Here is a 17,975-nt window from a genome sequence, read left to right as displayed (position 1 = left end):
TTACACTTTTGTTATCGGTGCAAATTTAGCAAATAATCTTTTGACTCCTGTTGGAGGTGGAAAAGCGATATCTAATTCAACAGAATCTTCTTCACCTTTAATACTAACAACCATACCAGTTCCCCATTTTTTGTGTTCCGCTTTATCACCAACCGTCCACTGAAACTGGTCACCGCCAGTCAGAGCTGTCCTTGGCTTTGAGATACTTGGTCTTAAAGGGGTCTGGGTAAGACTTCTTGATGCTTTCATCCCTGCAGGTGCTACCTTCTCCTCATTCATCGACTCTAGGCATTCTTCGGGAATCTCAGCGATAAACCTTGATGGTGGGTTTGTATTTGTCCGACCATACAGTGTTCTTAGTCTAGCATTAGTTAAGTAGAGATGCTGCTCTGCACGTGTAATCCCAACATAAGCTAAACGACGCTCCTCTTCCATTTCATCCTCTTCAAACAAAGAGCGGCTATGAGGGAATATCCCTTCTTCCATTCCAATCAGGAAAACAAGCGGAAATTCTAGTCCTTTTGCTGAATGTAGTGTCATTAGTGTGATTGCATCTTTGGGGCGCCCTTCATTCTCGTCATCGAGTTTATCAATGTCAGCAACCAACGCTAAGTCAGTCAGGAAGGCAACAAGCGACTTATCTTCATTTTGCTTTTCAAATTCGTTTGTAACTGTTAAGAATTCGTCAATGTTTTCTAGACGACTTTGCGCCTCAATCGATTGTTCATTTTTAAGCATTTCACGGTAACCTGTTCGTTCTAACAGCTCTTCAACTAGCTCCGACACTGATAGGTATTCTTGCATTTCAACCCAATGTCCAAGCTGCTCTGAAAATTCCTTTAACTTTGTGACAACACGCGCGGAAAGCCCAATTTGTTCCACCTCTTGTAAAGAGGAATATAACGACAAATCATTTCCTCCTGCATAGGCACCAATTTTATCAACCGTCGTCGCGCCTATTCCTCGTTTTGGTACATTTACGATCCGCTGCAAACTAATATCGTCATCAGGGTTAGCAATTAATCGTAAATACGCAAGGACATCTTTAATCTCTTTTCTGTCATAGAACTTTGTACCACCAACAATGTTGTAATCAATATTAGATTTAACAAAGTATTCCTCGATTACACGCGATTGAGCATTTGTCCGATATAAAATGGCAATATCCGAATACGTATACGTACTAGAACGGATATTTTCACGTATTTTCTCTACGATAAACTGCGCTTCAGATTGTTCAGTATCTGCCGCATAGTAGCCAATCTTCGTGCCAGCATCGTTCTCCGTCCAAAGATTTTTAGGTTTGCGATTTCGATTGTTATCAATCACTCGATTGGCAGCTTGTAAAATTAATTTCGTTGAACGATAATTTTGTTCGAGTAAAATAACCGTTGCGTTCGGATAATCGCCTTCAAACGAGAGAATATTAGCAATATCTGCTCCTCGCCAACGATAAATCGATTGATCAGAATCTCCAACAACACAAATATTTTTCAAACGGTCGCTAATCATTCGGACGAGCATATACTGTGCTTTGTTCGTATCCTGATACTCATCGACATGTACATATTGAAATTTTCTTTGGTAAAATTCCAACACTTCCGGTACAAGCTTAAATAGTTCAATCGTCTTCATAATTAAATCGTCAAAATCAAGAGCATTGTTCTTTTTCAATTGCTTTTGATATTCAACATATACTTCAGCTGCCGTTTGGTCGTAAAGACCTGTGGCAATGGCTGAAAAATCTTTTGATTTTTTAAGCTCATTTTTGGCACTACTAATCGTTCCAAGAATACTTCTTGGATCAAATTTCTTTGGATCGATATTTTTCTTTTTAATAATTTGCTTAATGACCGAAAGCTGGTCAGCTGAATCTAAAATTGTAAAGTTGCGGGTATAACCAATTCGGTCAATATCCCGTCTTAAAATACGTACACACATTGAGTGAAACGTTGAAATCCAGATATCCTCAGCAATCGGACCTACAAGCTTAGCAACACGCTCCTTCATTTCGCGTGCTGCTTTATTCGTAAATGTAATAGCTAACACATTCCATGGCGCAATCCCTTTTTCTCTAAGCAAATAAGCAATCCGGTGTGTTAGCACTCTTGTCTTACCACTTCCTGCCCCCGCCATTAATAAAAGCGGTCCGTCCGTATGAGTCACCGCACTTCTCTGTTCAGGATTTAAACCCTCTAACATCTTTTCAATAATTTTCCCTTGCACACCTTCACCACCAAACAAATGTTCTTATTTATAGTTTATCGTTCCTTTACTTTTATTTCAATGTTCCTTTACGGCTGAAACCGTTTTTACTGCTTCCTTTATATCATCATAGATGAGATTACCTATAACAACAGTATCAGCAAACTTAGCTATTTCTTTGGCTTTCTCGACATTGTTAATTCCTCCGCCATAGACAAGTCGAGTATTCAGAAGAACCTGGGAAACGCGTTCAACCAAGAGAGGGTCACCATAAGTACCACTATACTCCAGATAGAAGAGCGGGAAATTGTACATATGCTCAGCCATTCTTGCATAGGCAATGACATCTTCTTCCGTAAGGCTTGTATTAGCTTCTGAAACCTTCGCAGCTTTGGCATCTGGATTGAGGATACAATACCCTTCCATCACAACTTCTTCCCAATTCATAATCGCACCAAATTCTTTAATGGCTTGATGATGGTAACCAGACACCCATTTCACATTCTGGCTATTCATCACAGATGGGATAAAGAAGTAATCGAATCCAGGGGTAATCGCCTCTAAATTAGACACCTCTAGAGCACATGAAACGGAATACCTGCGTACACGAGCCAATAATTGTAGCGTGTTATCAAGTGTTACTCCGTCCGTGCCTCCGATAATCAGTCCATCTGTACCCGATTCGCAAATCCATTCAAGATGTTCATCTGATAATTCCTTATTTGGGTCTAATTTAAATACATGACGCCACTCCTGGTATTCAAGCATTTGGCTCTCTCAACTCCTACGTTTATCAGTTATTCTGAACGTCATTATATCAAAGAAAATGAAGCTTGTCGCCCGCCACCAAAAGTAGGGAAATTGTCTTCCCTTCTTTTTGTCCAAAAATTTAAGAGGTTGGCGTAAGTCTTGTTAATTAACGACTTACCGAAGGACCACTGCTTCACACAGTAAAATTGAAGTATTATGGAATTCCTATTAAAATTTTGTAACCCTAACCAAGTTGTTATCGTTTCATTAATAGCTAAATAAAGGAGACTGATACTAATGACAAGAAGCAAAACAATTAAAATTGGTGGGATAGTTTTAGGCATCATGGGGGCTTTCTTTATATTCCAACTAGCACTGAATCTACCGACAAATCAACCTAATATTGCCGAGGCAGTATCTTCCTCTTACAAAGAAGGAACGGTTGTCGTTAGTGGCACTGGGGAAGTAAAAGTGAAGCCGGATTTGGCGTATGTTCATTTTGGCGCTCAGGTAACCTCTTCCTCTGCGGAAGAAGCACAAAAAAAGGTCAGCGAACGAATAACCGCCGTGCGTAAAGTTTTGGAGAAATACGAAATCGATGAAAAACAGATTCAAACTTCCCGTTTTCATGTATTTCCTTATCAGAACTACAACGCTGATGGAACAACCGGGAAAGAACAATATCGTGCTGAACACATGCTACGGGTTGAATTTCATGATATTGACCGTGTTGGGGAATTAATTGATCACGTTTCTGCTGCAGGCGCTAATCAAATCGAACATATTCAATTTGGGTTACAGAATTCTGACCATGCAGAGCAAGAAGCTTTGAAGAAGGCTGTAGAAAAAGCCAGCACAAAAGCTGACGTGCTCGCTGAAAGTGTGGGGAAAACTCGTGGAGAAATTATCCAAATTACCGATCAAGCAGCTCAAATGAATTTCCCTACGCAGAATTATGCGAAGGAAGAATCAATGGAAGAGTATGATTCAAACCAAGGCCAAACATCAATTGAGGCGGGAGAAGTGCAAGCCACACAGCATGTAGACATTGTCTATAGTTTAAAGAACTAAACTTGCTACTGATAACATAAGGGCCAAGGTAAAAATCATGAGGCCATTGAAAAAGGTGAAAATCATACCTTTTTCAATGGCCTTCAAATTACAACTCATCAAACCCGTTATCGCTTGACACTTTTGCATATTGGCGTGATTTCTGTTCGAAGAAATCACTCTTTGCCGCATTTACATCCTCATAGGCTTTAATCCAACGCATTGTGTTCTTACGACATTCTGGAAAGACATGATCATAGCCAAGCTGAATGGATCGCTTATTCGCTATAAACTTAATGTATTGCTCCATTTCCTCTCTATTAATTCCCTCCATTTTCTCACCAATAATATAACGAAACCATTTAATTTCAAGTTCAGCTGCAGAGATTAAGGATTCTCGAACAAATTGAGTCATTTCCTTATTATCAAGCTCTGGGTTTTCCTTTAATAACTCTTTAAAAAGGTTTGTAAACAAATAAACATGTAGCTGTTCATCTCGATTAATGTAGTTAATCATTGTTGATGTAGAAACCATTTTTTGATGACGCGCTAAATTGTAGAAAAATGCAAATCCAGAGTAAAAGTTTACTCCCTCGAGGATAACATCGTAAACAATCGATTTCGCTAATGTTTCGGCTGTGGGATTGTTACCAAACTCCTCATAGCCATTCACAATAAATTCATTTCTCTCTCTCAATATCGGATCATGCTTCCAATATTCAAAAATCTCATCCTGCGTTGCCTTAGGAACAAGACTCGAAAGTACGTAGGAATAACTCTGATTGTGGACCACTTCTTGAAACGACAAGACACTCATTAGAGCGACTAGACTTGAATCCGTTAAATAATCCGTAACTCGCATAGAGTAATCAGTTTGAATGCTATCTAAAAAGGCAAGTAGACCAATAATTTTTTTAAAGGCTTCTTTTTCATCTTCACTTAATGAAGCGAACTGTTTTGCATCATGGGTCATATTAATTTCAAAAGGTGTCCAAAAATTTGCGAGCATGTTTTTATAAAGTGGATAGGCCCACGAAAATCTGACATCATCCCAGTTAAGGACATTTGAGCTTTTTCCATTGATAATTCCCGTCGAAGCATTTGGTGCTGTGACGTCATATAGTTTTCTTGTTTGAAGTATGGTCATTTCTCTGACTCCCTTTCTATTAGCTTGAACAGCTTTCGCAATCTTCCATCGAGGTTGAGGTTGAACGCACATAATACGTTGTTTTTAATCCTTCTTTCCACGCGAGCACATGCAAATCTAGCAATTCTTTTGCTTTTACATTGTTTGGGACATAGATGTTAAAAGAAATACCTTGGTCAACGTGACGTTGTCTTCTACCGTTTTGTTTAATGCTCCACTGTTGATCGATTAAATGAGCTTGCTTATAAAGCCAGGTCGTATTGGCATTAAGATCAGGTGCAACCACTGGAATACGATAATTTTTCTTTTCTTCCATATAAAATTTCGCAAATATCGGGTCAATTGAAGCAGTAGATCCTGCAATTAAAGAAGTTGTTGCATTTGGTGCAACCGCCATTAAATAACCATTACGAAGCCCATGAGTTTTAGCTTCATCTTTAATGTTTTGCCACTCTGGTGACGTGTATTGTCTTTTCGTAAAATAATCTCCTGTTTCCCAATCAGAACCTGCAAAAGCGGGATATGCTCCTTTTTCTTTTGCAAGATTTATGCTTGCCTTTACAACAGCTTGATTTATACGTTCGTAGACGGTTTCGACTTCTTGGACCGCTTCCTCAGACTCCCATCTTATCCCCTTTATGGCAAGATAGTGATGCCAGCCGTATGTTCCAAGACCTATTGCACGATACTTTTGATTGGTCTGTTGTGCTTGTTTCACCTCTAAACGATTAATATCAATAACATTATCTAGCATTCTAACCTGGATCTGCACAACGCGTTCTAGTACTTCATCCTTCATAACAGTTGCTAGCGAAAGCGAACTAAGATTACAAACAACGTAGTCTCCTGGTTCTTTCGTTATCGTAATTTTTCCATCTTCCAACTCTTCCTCAAGGATATGTGTCGCACTCATATTTTGCATAATCTCAGTGCAAAGGTTGGATCCATAAATCATCCCTTGATGGCGATTCGGATTTAAGCGATTAGCAGTATCACGGTAAAACATAAACGGACTGCCCGTTTCAAGCTGAGACATCATCACTCGTTTCATTATTTCAATAGCCGGCAACTCTGTTCTTGATAGCGCAACATTTTCAATACATAGATGATACCGTTCACGAAAGCTACCTGATCCTGGTTGCTCATCATAGCTATCCTCAAGAGAGAATCCCATTTTTTCTCTTACTTCATGAGGGTCAAATAAATACCAAGAATCCCTTGCTTCTACAGCTTCCATAAATACATCCGGAATCGAGAGCGCTGTAAATAAATCATGTGTGCGTTGACGTTCATCGCCATTATTTAGTTTCGCATCTAAGAATGCGAGAATATCCTTATGCCATACATCGAGATAGACTGCAATCGCACCTTGTCGTTGCCCTAATTGATCAACGCTAACCGCAACGTTATTTAATTGCTTCATCCAAGGAATAACCCCTGATGAGACATTTTGAAAGCCGCGAATTGAAGACCCTTTTGCACGAATTTTTCCTAAATAGACACCTAGGCCCCCACCATTTTTACTAACAGTGGCCGCATCGGTACAGCTATCAAAGATGCCACGTAAGTCATCCTCAACCGTATCAATAAAACAACTCGACAATTGACCATCCTTTTTACCCGCATTAGCTAAAGTTGGGGTCGCAACTGTCATATAGAGATGGGAGAGCGCCCAGTAGCTTTCTTTAATAAGTGCTAACCTTTGATGCTCAGGCTCATTCACCATCAACATCATTGCAATAATCATCCATCTCTCTTGAGGTAATTCAATTAACCTACCAGAAAAGTCTTTTGTTAAATAGCGATCTGCCAATGTTTTTAAACCTATATATGTAAACCTCTCATCCTGCTTGTCATCAAGTATTTGTGATAGTTTTTCTAATTCAGTTAAGGAATAGCTTTGCAGGCGACTGTCATAAATTCCTTTATCGATTTGCTCAATAACCATCCCAGCAAACGTGTCATAAACTCGTTCCGTTTTGTTACTCCGTGACTCCTTTACTTGTTCACGTAAAAATAGCAAGTAACTTCTTGCTGCAACATATGTCCAATCGGGATTATCAACATCTAAGTAGTTTAACGCTTGTAACGCTCCTTGTTCCCATGAATGATGCTCACGAAGATTGTTAACCCATTGGTCCAGTTCTAAATGTGGAAAGCTCTTTCGTAACTCCGTCTCTACACTTACAATTGAATCTTTGATTAATACTGTCATCTCACATTCTCCTTTTTTCGTCTACTATTAAAAAACGCTCTTCCTCGGTATGAGAAAGAGCGTAAAACGGCAACCTGAGAGTATTGAAGACAGCTTGAACAATTTGTTCAAATACTTTATCATGCCGTCTCACTTCTCATCCCCCGAAGATAGCTGACTGAGGAATAATGGCAGGTCTCCTGACTCGTGCTTCACCCTACTTTGAGCCTTCCCATGTAAACACCATCTCTAGCACATTTACACAGTGGTTGCCTCATTTCGTCCACACTTACAGTTGCGGGGACAGTCCTGGATTTTCACCAGATTCCCTTTTAAGTCACAAACGTGACACCAATTATTCCGCAAAATCAATATATAGTTGTTTTGAAGATTCATTAATACGATATACAGTACATACTAATGGATCATCTACTAGTTTACAAGAAATTTTTTCTAGTGAGGTTGAAATAGATTGAGGAAATTTCAATCATTTCCTTCCCAATCTCCTGTTAACTCTGTCTTTATTAAAATTTTGACCTTCGAAAAAAACTGAGTCTCTCTAATGACATAACAACTTCTAAACAGAAAAATCATCCCTTAGCCATCAAAGCCTTCTTCCTTCTCTCTCCTCTTTCCGCTTCAGAAAGTCGGGGGCAGGTATAGCATTTCGTATTTCTTGAATCACTTGTCTCATAGTATAAGCAACAAGTTGGTTTCATTCGAATCATCTTATCGGGCTCCCTTAAGCTTTCAACTTCCCGATGTGGAAATCGGAGTGGATGACTGTCACTTAAAAAGATTGATGGATTAGCCTCCTGAATTAACCAGTTATAATCCTCCTTCAGTGCAATTAATTGCGATACCTCTGTTATGTTATCTAAACCCACTTGGTGGCCATAATGGAGGCCAATGAGAAGCTGTCCCCATAATTCTCTTATTCGAATTCCGGTCACTTGAGAGAGTGACATTAAAATAGGAGCCACTGTTCCTTGATAAAAACTAGTAAGTTGCTCTCGTCTCCAATCACTTCCTCTTACTTGTTTGGCCTCATTTGGTAGCCATTCATTAAATTTGTAGGCTAAGGCATAATAATCATATTCTTTATTGTGAAATATTTGAACAGTGGTAGAAGGTTTTATCGGCAAAGACATGTTTTGAGTTGAAAGCACCATTTGAAAAGCTGCACAAATATAACCAAATGAACTAGAAAAGTACGTTGCTGCGACTTCAAGCTTTTGCGCCTTTAACTTTTCGGCATATCTATGTACAAATTCTAAAGAGTTTGGCTCACTTAACTTTTTAAAGCTTATTTCATATATTTTATTTTGGTGGTCTTCAAGTATTAACTGTCCATATTTATGTAAGGAATTGATATCAAGCATAAAAGACATCCTTTCACGAAACGAGAATGATTATCATTTTCTATTATACATAAAGAACAACATTTGATAAAGTAAAATCATCATTCATTCACTAAAGAACACCTTGTTAGTTATCTTTATGGATAGCTACTTTCCCGTAAAGAAAAATTAACACTAGAAATAACACTTTAAAGGTATAATAGCCTTATACAAAAAGCCATATTTATTAATTTTAAATATGCAATTTTAGAGAAATATGGAGAGGTTTGCTATGAGTAAGGAAAACAGAAGAATTCTAGAGTTTATGGACGATACGTTTAAAGGTTGGTTATGTCGTGAGTCAATAACACACAATGAGTTATATCAATTTCTCCATACTATAAAAGAGCTTTCCGAAAAAGAAAAACTTTATGCCATTTCTACAGCCCTATCAGATATGATCGAAACTTTTCATAGCCATGAAAGGACTCTTTGGTCCAAAAGGGAGTGGCAACAATATACTTCTTCCATTATTTCACTTGTAGATAAAGTCAAAGTTACGAATGTATTGGATCTTCTTGATTCTGACGGCACAGAACTTAGTAAAGAAGATTTTATTTTACTTGTGGACGATGATGTTACTTTTGTCACCCTTGCAAAACAATTGCTAGAAAATGAAGGCTTTCTTGTCATTGTTGCCCCTAATGGGAAGCGTGCCTTAGAGATGATTTATGACTTTAAGCCCTCCCTTATATTGATTGATATTCACTTGCCTGACATTGATGGTTTTACTATTCTTCAAAACATTGTTGTGAAGGCTAGAAAGAGTTACATTCCCATTGCACTGATTAGCGCTGCAGATAATAAGGCTAATCGTTTAATGGCTTATCAACTTGGTGCAATCGATTTTATCCCAAAACCAATTGATCAAGATCTTTTTATTGCTAATGTTTATAATCGTTTAGCTCATCGGAAAGAAGTAGAGAAATATGTCATTACCGATGAATTAACCGGGCTATATAACCGCAAATATATGAATACTCAAATCATTCATTACTTTAATTTGTTTAGAAAGGATCGAGGGATGTATTCAATTATTCTTCTCGACCTTGACCACTTTAAATTTGTTAATGATACCTATGGACATATTGTTGGAGATGAAGTGTTACGAGAATTCGCTTCATTGGCCCAGAGCATAAAAAGAGAGCAAGATATCATCTGTCGTTATGGGGGAGAAGAGTTTGTCATTCTCTTACCAAATACAACTAGAGAACAAACCAAAGCTCAGATGGCAAAGCTTCAAGAAGCGCTTAAACAGAAAGACTTTCTTGCCAATGATACTAGGTTTCAAGTCACCTTCTCAGCTGGAATATCTGTTATTTCCTCGAATAACCTTCATATAGAGAAATTATTAGATGAAGCGGATAAGGCACTTTATTTTGCTAAAAATGCTGGACGAAATCAAGTTGCTTTTTATAACCAAAGTCTACAAACTTCGAATCATGTTCTAAGACTGACGATCGTGATTGTCGAGGACTCTTATTTAATCCGTAAAGTACTTATGAAGTACCTATCGAAATGGAACTCAAATAAAAATCTCGAAATAAATTTCATTGAGTTTAACAATGGTGTCACATTTCTAGCCTCTGAGTGGTATAAGCCTACAGAAAAATATGTCATTTTATTAGATGGAATTATGCCTGAAATGGATGGGCTGGAGGTTTTGGTCAATGTGCGGGAGAATTACCCGAGGGATAACATCTTAATATCGATGCTAACAGGTCGTAAAGGAGAAGAACATATTTTAAATGCACTGCGAAACGGTGCAGATGACTATATTGTGAAGCCCTTTGATACCGAGGAAGTTTTTGAACGAATTTTACGTTTAATTAAGAGAGTGTTTGTTTAAGGGCTTCCTCTAAAATTGGCAGACACCACCGACTTATTGCTATTCATAGGGAGAAAGGCTATTGAAAAGGTAAAACCAACCTTTTTCAATAGCCTCTTTCTTAAAATTATCTTTAGTTTGAGAAGCGTTAGCACAACGAATCTCTTTTTTTCAGTCTAGACCTGAATAATATTGAAGCAATATTAAGAGGAACTTCCTTAGACTTCATTCTTCTTGATGATAACTGCTGTTCCATATGCAATGATTTCTGCTGCTGCACCCATGACTGTAGAAGTTTGGAGTCTCATTGCAATAATTGCATTAGCCCCTCCTGCTTTTGCTTCCTCTACCATACGATAAATGGCAAGCTTTCTAGCTTCAATCATCATATCGTTATAGCCTTTGATTTCTCCACCAACTAACCCTTTTAAAGCGGCAGTGATGTCACGTCCAACATGCTTTGTTTGAATCGTACTTCCTTTTACATACCCCAATACATCGATAATTTCATACCCTGCTATATTTTCAGTAGTTACAATTTTCATAATCTATTTCCTCCTTTTTTTCTTTTTTTCTTTCAATAATGAAGATTGTTATTAAAATTATCGAACTTATCACATAAACAGTAAAGAAAAGGATTGCCCACGTCTTATTAAAAAATAATAAAGTGATTCCACCTATTTGTCCCATGAAAACTACGGTCAAGAGTAAGAAATTAATCCATTCAAACATAGCGTCTTAACCAATTATCTACGGCTTCAATGAGTCGAGGGGAAATCGGTTGTTTACCCATTCCTTTATATGCCTTTTTCAACTCCAACATTGAATACATCTTCTCCTGATATCTAAGCATATGATTCATATCTTTAATAATTTCAGCTGTCGTTTCTCCTTGGACAAGTTTATGAATATCATAGACTCGCTCTGGTGTGACTTGAAGATCCTTCGAACCAGTTAGTGCTAAAACAGGACAGCTAATTTCCTTTAATGTACCTATTAAATTATAGTGGTAATGCTCTCTAAACCATTTTGCATTGTACCTAACTCCTTGAAACCGAATAACATCCTTTTCGGTTTCAATCATCTTTTTATCAAATTTCGGTCCCTGTTTTTCTATTTTATTGACTACTTTAAGCCAGCTGAGTAATTTCCCTTTGATGCCAGTTACATCTTTTAACTCTTTTACTATTTGGCTTCTTTGATACACCATTGCCTCATGAAGCGTCTCTGCTGCACCAGATAATAGAATTAAACCAGCAACCGGATTATGTTTAACCACAGCAGGTGCGATCATTGCTCCTTCACTATGGGCGACAATGAATACCTTCGATTCATCTACAAAAGACTGCTCTTTCAAAAAGTCGAGGGCGGATTTGGCTTCCTCTACCAAATCCCAAAAACCTACCTCAAGAAACTTACATTTACTTTTCCCAGTTCCACGTTTATCATAACGAAGTGTAACAAACCCCAACTGTGTTAAAGCTTCTGTTAATTTATTGTATAAGTTTAATTTCATTCTTCCCTTATTTCCATCACGGTTAAGTGGCCCCGATCCCGGTAAAAGTAAAATTGCAGGTGATCGCTCGGTAGATGTTGGTTTTAATAGCGTCCCATGTACAGAACCTTTATGCTCAAAGATGACAGCTCTTTCTTCCATTTTTCATCGCCTCCTCAAGGGTCTGGCATCTAGACTCCTCTGTTATGGATCAAACACCTGGGATAAATATTGTTGCCATTGTTCGTTCTTTTCGTTCAGGTGTCGGTTTCTTTTCAGCTGCCTTTTCAAGAAGTGCCTTTAATTCTTCAGAAAATGCAGCAAATTCTTTATCACTTAGATGAAGTGTTGATTGCCAGTAGCCGAGTCCGTCTTGCTTAAAGTTCTCGGAGTTATGTTTTATCACGTATTTTTCAAACTCCTTCAATAAGTTTGCTTGATACATCATAAAATAGCGGAGATGGTCCTCAGAAGACATTTCGGTGATATCCTTTTCCGTTATGATTACTTGTTCTCTGGAAACAGCATACACTTTTTCAATCGTTCCCCTGACTTTATTTGATTCAACAATTTTAATAGCTTGAGCGTCAGTCAAGATTCTCAGATGACGATACATCGTTGCTTGCGGAACATCTTCTAACTTTTCAACTAGTTGCTGAACGGTTAACTTTTGATAAGACATTAGTGCTTGAATAATCCGCATTCTAACCGGGTGAAGAATGACATCTGCTTTTTTATGGCCCATTTTTTTCCCCTTTCATTATTATCATTTCATGAAATGATAATAATATAAATTTTGATAAAGGTCAATACAAGCTACATAAAAGAAAGTAACTTGCATTGACTAATTTAATACTTTGTTAAATGTGACGGAATTGTTCTACATCAAACAAGCCTGTATCTGTTAATTTCAAAGCCGGAATGACAGGTAAAGCTAAAAATGAGAGTGTGAGAAATGGGTTCCAACTCTCAGTAAAACCAATCTGATTGAGGGCTATCTCTAGTTCCTTTAAAGAATGATTGACTTCCTCAAAGGGCTTCTCCGACATAAGTCCCGCAATTGGTAAAGCAAGGTCCGCTAAGACGTCCTCTCCTTTAACAACAGCGATACCACCACGTATAGAGATAATATGTTTTATTGCACAATCAATACTGCGATCATCCGTCCCGCAAACGACTATATTATGAGAATCATGAGCTACGGTTGCAACGATGGCTCCGTCTTCAATTGGTATTCCTTTTATTACTCCTATCCCGATATGCCCAAGTTTTTTATGACGTTCGACAACAACTAACTTAAGCTGATTATTTTTAATTGAAGGTTGAAAAAATCCATCCGTACAGTCTACTTTTTCAATTAAATGCTCCGTCATAATAGAGCCTGGGTTTGTTTTAATTACATGAACCTGATTTGGATTATCGATCGTTAACTGAAATGCATCGGAAAGATAAGGTTTTACATGAACACTGTCAGTTAAGAATGAAGGTGGATTAGTCTTTTGAGGATCAGGAAGTGTAAACTCGCTTTTTCTCGCTACCTTTTCACCTTTAACATATACTTCATCGATGTCAAAGGTTTCGAGCTTATTAAGGAGAATGAAGTTTGCTTCATACCCTGGGGCAATGGCTCCTTTCTCGGATAAACGAAAGCATTCTGCGGCATTTAAACTTCCCATTTGAATGGCTTGAAGAGGGGAAATACCTAAAGAAATTGCTTTACGAATACTAGCATCAATACTACCTTCTTCTACTAAATCGTCTAAATGTTTATCATCTGTTGCAAACACACAGCGCCTTGCATTAAATGGCGTAACAACTTCAACCAATGCTTCCAAGTCCTTCGCTGCAGTACCTTCGCGAATAAGAACGTACATACCCCGTCGAAGTCGTTCAAGCGCCTCCTGTGAAGAGACTGCCTCGTGATCATTTCTTATCCCCACTGTACAATAGGCGTTTAAGCCATCTTTTGTTAAACCAGCTGCATGACCATCGATGATTCGCTGATGCTTTGTCGCCGCGTTGATTTTCTTCATCATGTTGCTCTCACCACTAAGAACCGCAGGATAATCCATAACTTCCCCAAGACCATAGACTTCACCTTTGGTAAATAACTCTTCAATTTCCTCGGCAGTGACCGTCGCCCCGTTATGTTCAAAGGAAGTTGCTGGAACACAAGATGGAACCATAATTTTCACATCTAAAGCCAAGTTACGTGAGGCCTCAATCATATATTGAATGCCTACTATCCCCGCAACATTCGCTATCTCATGAGGATCTGCCATCACGGTCGTTACTCCCCGCGGAACAACAATTCTTGCAAATTCTTCAGGTGGGACCATCGCAGACTCGATATGAACATGCCCATCAATTAGTGCAGGTGAAATAAATTTCCCTTTAGCGTCAATTATCTCTTTTCCCTCATACTCACCAATTCCAACAATATATCCATCTGCTATTGCTACGTCTTCTTCTATAAGCTCTAGATTAAATACATCAATAATTTTTCCGTTTTTTATAACAATGTCAGCTGGAATTCGCTTGGCTGCTACAGCTAATCTCTTCTCCATCGCTTTACCCCTTTTCTAGTATAGTATTCGTATTTTACCAAACCTCAAGTTTTCTTTCACATAGACTGACTGATTATGTACCAAAAAACCTCCAACTGCAAGGCATGTCGGAGGTTACTGGTTTACTTTTCATTTTGAAGCTCATCTTCTTTAATTCGGTCAAGTGTCATCTTGTAACCATCATTTCCATAGTTTAAACAACGTTTCACCCTTGAAATAGTGGCAGTGCTTGCTCCAGTTTCCGTTTCAATTTTATGATACGTATAACCATTTTGGAGCATACGCGCAACTTCAAGACGTTGAGCCAATGATTGTATTTCATTAATTGTACATAAATCATCAAAGAATTCATAGCATTCTTCTAAGTCTTTCAATGAAAGAATTGCATTAAAAAGCTGATCTAAGTCTTTCCCACGAAGTTTATCGATTTGCACTTAAACCTCACACCTTTCCCTCAATACGTAACATTTTCACCTAAACCTGGAGAAGTTGGAATGATATTAATCCATGTTTTTCCTGGCTTTAAAGGCAAATGCTCACCATCTTTTACAGCGATAATCCGATCATCTTCATTAATCCATTCAACGGTAAGAGCCTCACCATTTTGAAAAAGAATCGCATTTCCACCCGATGTAAGGTTTATCGATCGTCTGCCTTTATCATCTAAAACACGATGGTCCATCTCTGCAACAAGAATATTTGAAACGGTTAATTCTTCCCCAGTCTCGTGGTCAGCAGTTATGGTTTGTCCATTAAAACGATTGTACATTCCACTAACTTCATCATACACATACCCTACTTGATAGCCATAATACGTAATCGTAATGTCCTTTGCCTCTACTCCTCCTGAAGAAACGTCTTCACTATCAAAAAACGTTAAAGGATCTACCTTACCTGTTAATTCGTAGCCTCTTTCATCTCCTAATCCTTTAATAATATTCTCAAAGGATATATAGGAATTATGTGGGGCCTTACGTTCGTTTGAACGATTAAATAAAGTACCATCATAGTATAAACCATTTAAATAGTCAGCTTTTCCACTCTCTAACAAACGCTTTGCTTCAGGACTCCATCCGTGCAAGACCATTAACGCGTCATATCCGTTAATCAAATCAATGTGATAGGCACGACCACTACGGACTGGTCCGACTTTTTCCGGCAAATCACTATGATAAAATGCTATAAATCGAGTAATGTCACCTTCTGCAAGTACTTCATAAACCAAATCTGCATTGACTAGACCCGTTTGCGGTCTTGCAGCGGGGTCGTTGTTAATTGTAACACCGACCGCTCGCCTATTTAGTTCTTCTTCTGTCCCAATACCTGTTAGCGGAAATTTATTAGCAAACACTGGAGTTTCTTCAATATCTTCTGTTTCTTGGATTTCTTCTACTGGTTCATCGGGCATTGGTGTTACTTCTGTTGTCTGCTCTTTGCTCCCACATGCCGTAAAGATGACCAACAAGAAACTCATGGCAGAAAGGGTTAAAAATTTCCTCATGAGAGTCACGACCTTTACTCTTATTATTTATCAAACTAATCCTTTTATAGTTTAACGCATAATCGAAGGAAAGAGTATCGTTTTCTTATGGACATCATAAATTCCTCTTTGTGTAACTCGAATGTATGGTAAGTGCGTCGAAGAAAAGAAAAGTAAACTATAAATAGGATCCTCATGTTTGTAACCACGTTCTCTTAATAGTTGAACAAACTTCTTCTCATCTTCCATAATTCCTTGCATTGATTTCGTTGAGAGCACCCCTAATAGTTGAAGTGGAATGGACCCTATGACGACCGCGTCTTCAACGATTGTCATTCCACCGCCTTGGTCCTTTAACGCCCGGAATGCTGCAACCATATCAGATAGATCCTTCCCAATCAATATAATATCCCCAGTATTTGAAAAGGAACTTGCAAAGCCAGAAACTGCATTTGCAAAACCTTTAATCATTGTACAAATCATCCATTTTCCATGTTTATCTATCATGACAAAAAAGCTCTCATCGTGTTGTTTACTCAGTGTTCGCTCATTGCATTCAATTGGAATTTGATAAGGCTTTAAAATAACTGCGTTAGTCATCTCAATTCCCATCGGCATTGAAAAACTCAATTCATCTTCATGTAAATCCCAGTCGATTTCCAATGGTCCAATGTCGAAATCCTCCCAAGGAAATGTTTCAAACCCATTATTCACTTTGCCATCTCGAACCATCCATTGACCTTTTGCTAATACAGAGATGGGAGTAGGGTCATTAGGACTCGATAAGAAATTCAAGTGTGCGACTCTGCCAGGAGCAATCATCCCTAACTTATGATCAATATGATAATACCTAGCAACATAATACGTAGCCATACCGTAAGCGTCCTCTGGTTTTAGACCATTTTCTAGAGCAATTTTAATAAGCTTATCCATAACACCATCTTCGTAAAAGGAAGGTGGTGAACCATCTGTTGTCATGAGGCAACGCCCAAAATAATCAATTCCGAGCTCCTGCATTTCTTGTAACAGTCTTGGTAAATCTGGTCTGATTGAAGAGTGTCTGAGTGACGCGGTATAACCAATATTTAAACGTCTTAATACTTCTTCACCAGTCATTGCCTCGTGGTCACACGTCACACCAAGCAACGCCATTTGAGATAATGTCCTCTCTGAAGCTCCTGGAAGATGACCTTCAATCGGCTTTCTTAATCGTTGCGTTTCTTGCATCCAATGAAGTATGGAGTCATCCCCCTCTAATACCTTTGGCCAAGAGGTAAGTTCTCCACCTTGAACAACCAGGTGATGCTCAAGCCATTCCTTCATCTTCGAATTTGAGAACATGTCTTCCCCAGATAATTCAGTTTGCGCATCATAACGGGCCCACCAGTACATTGTTGTCGGCAATTCATCTAAGGCCTCGATTAGTGAAAGCGCTTTCGTTTTTCCAAGGTGCAAAAAGAAAAGCATATTGTCATTTATCAGTGTTGTCGTCCCTCTTGTGGACGCATATTTCGCAAAACTGTGGGGATTATATAATTGAAACGGATGAGAGTGATGTTCAATGTATCCAGGTACAATAACAGAATTCTGACAGTCAACGACTTCTGCATCTGTTAACATCGATGGCATTTCATCACCAACATAGACAATCCGGTCTTGAGAAATCCATATATTCGCTTTCAACCATTTTCGACGAGCAAAATTTAAATACGTTGCGCCCTTGAGGACAAGACTTGGTGCATCTTCTCCACGAACAACAGCTAACTGTTGGCGAAGCTTTTTCTTGGTCCATCGGTAAATTCTTTCTGGCATCTTGTCATCACCCATTTCTTTTTCCTGTTTTTTAATCGTAACATGAT

The 17,975-nt window shown here is 38.4% G+C and carries 15 protein-coding genes and 1 riboswitch; of the genes, 2 read left to right on the top strand and 13 right to left on the bottom strand.

Features of this window, described 5'->3' with window-relative positions; translation table 11 throughout:
• Window positions 1-2,202: a DNA helicase PcrA gene (pcrA, locus tag CEF19_RS11730; RefSeq protein ID WP_198510365.1), complete on the bottom strand. Its 2,202-nt coding sequence runs from the start codon at window positions 2,200-2,202 to the stop codon at window positions 1-3.
• An 81-nt stretch (window positions 2,203-2,283) separates the two neighbouring features.
• The gene (locus CEF19_RS11725) at window positions 2,284-2,973 is read right to left on the bottom strand and encodes a heptaprenylglyceryl phosphate synthase (RefSeq protein WP_100406215.1); all 690 of its coding nucleotides are present in this window, start codon (window positions 2,971-2,973) and stop codon (window positions 2,284-2,286) included.
• A gap of 279 nt (window positions 2,974-3,252) precedes the next feature.
• Between CEF19_RS11725 and CEF19_RS11720 the strand changes: the two genes are divergently transcribed.
• The gene (locus CEF19_RS11720) at window positions 3,253-4,026 is read left to right on the top strand and encodes an SIMPL domain-containing protein (RefSeq protein WP_100406214.1); all 774 of its coding nucleotides are present in this window, start codon (window positions 3,253-3,255) and stop codon (window positions 4,024-4,026) included.
• A gap of 88 nt (window positions 4,027-4,114) precedes the next feature.
• Here the strand turns inward: CEF19_RS11720 and CEF19_RS11715 are convergent, their stop codons facing one another.
• The 4 genes from CEF19_RS11715 to CEF19_RS11705 all read right to left on the bottom strand — a co-directional run bounded on the left by CEF19_RS11715 (window position 4,115) and on the right by CEF19_RS11705 (window position 8,728).
• A complete protein-coding gene (locus CEF19_RS11715; RefSeq protein ID WP_100406213.1) occupies window positions 4,115-5,152 on the bottom strand; it encodes a ribonucleotide-diphosphate reductase subunit beta in 1,038 nt (345 codons plus the stop codon).
• A 19-nt stretch (window positions 5,153-5,171) separates the two neighbouring features.
• Entirely contained in the window at window positions 5,172-7,367 is a 2,196-nt protein-coding gene (locus CEF19_RS11710; protein ID WP_100406212.1) for a ribonucleoside-diphosphate reductase subunit alpha, read from the bottom strand.
• 1 nt (window position 7,368) lies between these two features.
• On the bottom strand, window positions 7,369-7,500 hold the full coding sequence (locus CEF19_RS23965; protein WP_264755132.1) for a hypothetical protein: 132 nt from the start codon (window positions 7,498-7,500) through the stop codon (window positions 7,369-7,371).
• A gap of 19 nt (window positions 7,501-7,519) precedes the next feature.
• Window positions 7,520-7,718: riboswitch (cobalamin riboswitch) on the bottom strand.
• A 218-nt stretch (window positions 7,719-7,936) separates the two neighbouring features.
• The gene (locus CEF19_RS11705; protein WP_100406211.1) at window positions 7,937-8,728 is read right to left on the bottom strand and encodes a (2Fe-2S)-binding protein; all 792 of its coding nucleotides are present in this window, start codon (window positions 8,726-8,728) and stop codon (window positions 7,937-7,939) included.
• Between the two features lie 250 nt (window positions 8,729-8,978).
• On the opposite strand from CEF19_RS11705, the gene CEF19_RS11700 reads away from it, so the two are divergent.
• Window positions 8,979-10,595 carry a diguanylate cyclase gene (locus CEF19_RS11700; protein ID WP_198510276.1) on the top strand — a complete coding sequence of 539 codons (1,617 nt, stop codon included), beginning with the start codon at window positions 8,979-8,981 and terminating at the stop codon, window positions 10,593-10,595.
• Window positions 10,596-10,792: 197 nt separating this feature from the next.
• On the opposite strand, the gene CEF19_RS11695 is transcribed toward CEF19_RS11700, so the two are convergent.
• The 7 genes from CEF19_RS11695 to CEF19_RS11660 form a co-directional block, all read right to left on the bottom strand.
• A complete protein-coding gene (locus CEF19_RS11695) occupies window positions 10,793-11,119 on the bottom strand; it encodes a YbjQ family protein (RefSeq protein ID WP_100406209.1) in 327 nt (108 codons plus the stop codon).
• A 179-nt stretch (window positions 11,120-11,298) separates the two neighbouring features.
• Entirely contained in the window at window positions 11,299-12,231 is a 933-nt protein-coding gene (locus CEF19_RS11685) for an alpha/beta hydrolase family protein (protein WP_100406207.1), read from the bottom strand.
• A gap of 49 nt (window positions 12,232-12,280) precedes the next feature.
• Window positions 12,281-12,814, bottom strand: a complete 534-nt coding sequence (locus tag CEF19_RS11680; protein ID WP_100406206.1) for a helix-turn-helix domain-containing protein — start codon at window positions 12,812-12,814, stop codon at window positions 12,281-12,283.
• 115 nt (window positions 12,815-12,929) lie between these two features.
• Complete coding sequence (gene ade / locus CEF19_RS11675; protein ID WP_100406205.1) at window positions 12,930-14,636, bottom strand: adenine deaminase; 1,707 nt, start codon at window positions 14,634-14,636, stop codon at window positions 12,930-12,932.
• A 122-nt stretch (window positions 14,637-14,758) separates the two neighbouring features.
• The gene (locus CEF19_RS11670) at window positions 14,759-15,070 is read right to left on the bottom strand and encodes a YerC/YecD family TrpR-related protein (protein ID WP_100406204.1); all 312 of its coding nucleotides are present in this window, start codon (window positions 15,068-15,070) and stop codon (window positions 14,759-14,761) included.
• Window positions 15,071-15,090: 20 nt separating this feature from the next.
• Window positions 15,091-16,137: a DUF3048 domain-containing protein gene (locus tag CEF19_RS11665; protein WP_100406203.1), complete on the bottom strand. Its 1,047-nt coding sequence runs from the start codon at window positions 16,135-16,137 to the stop codon at window positions 15,091-15,093.
• 51 nt (window positions 16,138-16,188) lie between these two features.
• Window positions 16,189-17,928 carry an adenine deaminase C-terminal domain-containing protein gene (locus tag CEF19_RS11660; RefSeq protein ID WP_100408290.1) on the bottom strand — a complete coding sequence of 580 codons (1,740 nt, stop codon included), beginning with the start codon at window positions 17,926-17,928 and terminating at the stop codon, window positions 16,189-16,191.
• Window positions 17,929-17,975 lie beyond the last annotated feature (47 nt).

This window comes from Bacillus solitudinis, assembly GCF_002797395.1.
Taxonomy (GTDB): Bacteria; Bacillota; Bacilli; order Bacillales; family Bacillaceae_D; genus Halalkalibacter_A; species Halalkalibacter_A solitudinis.
Note: the sequence above shows the minus strand (reverse complement) of the source record. Positions and strands in the feature narration are given on the sequence as shown.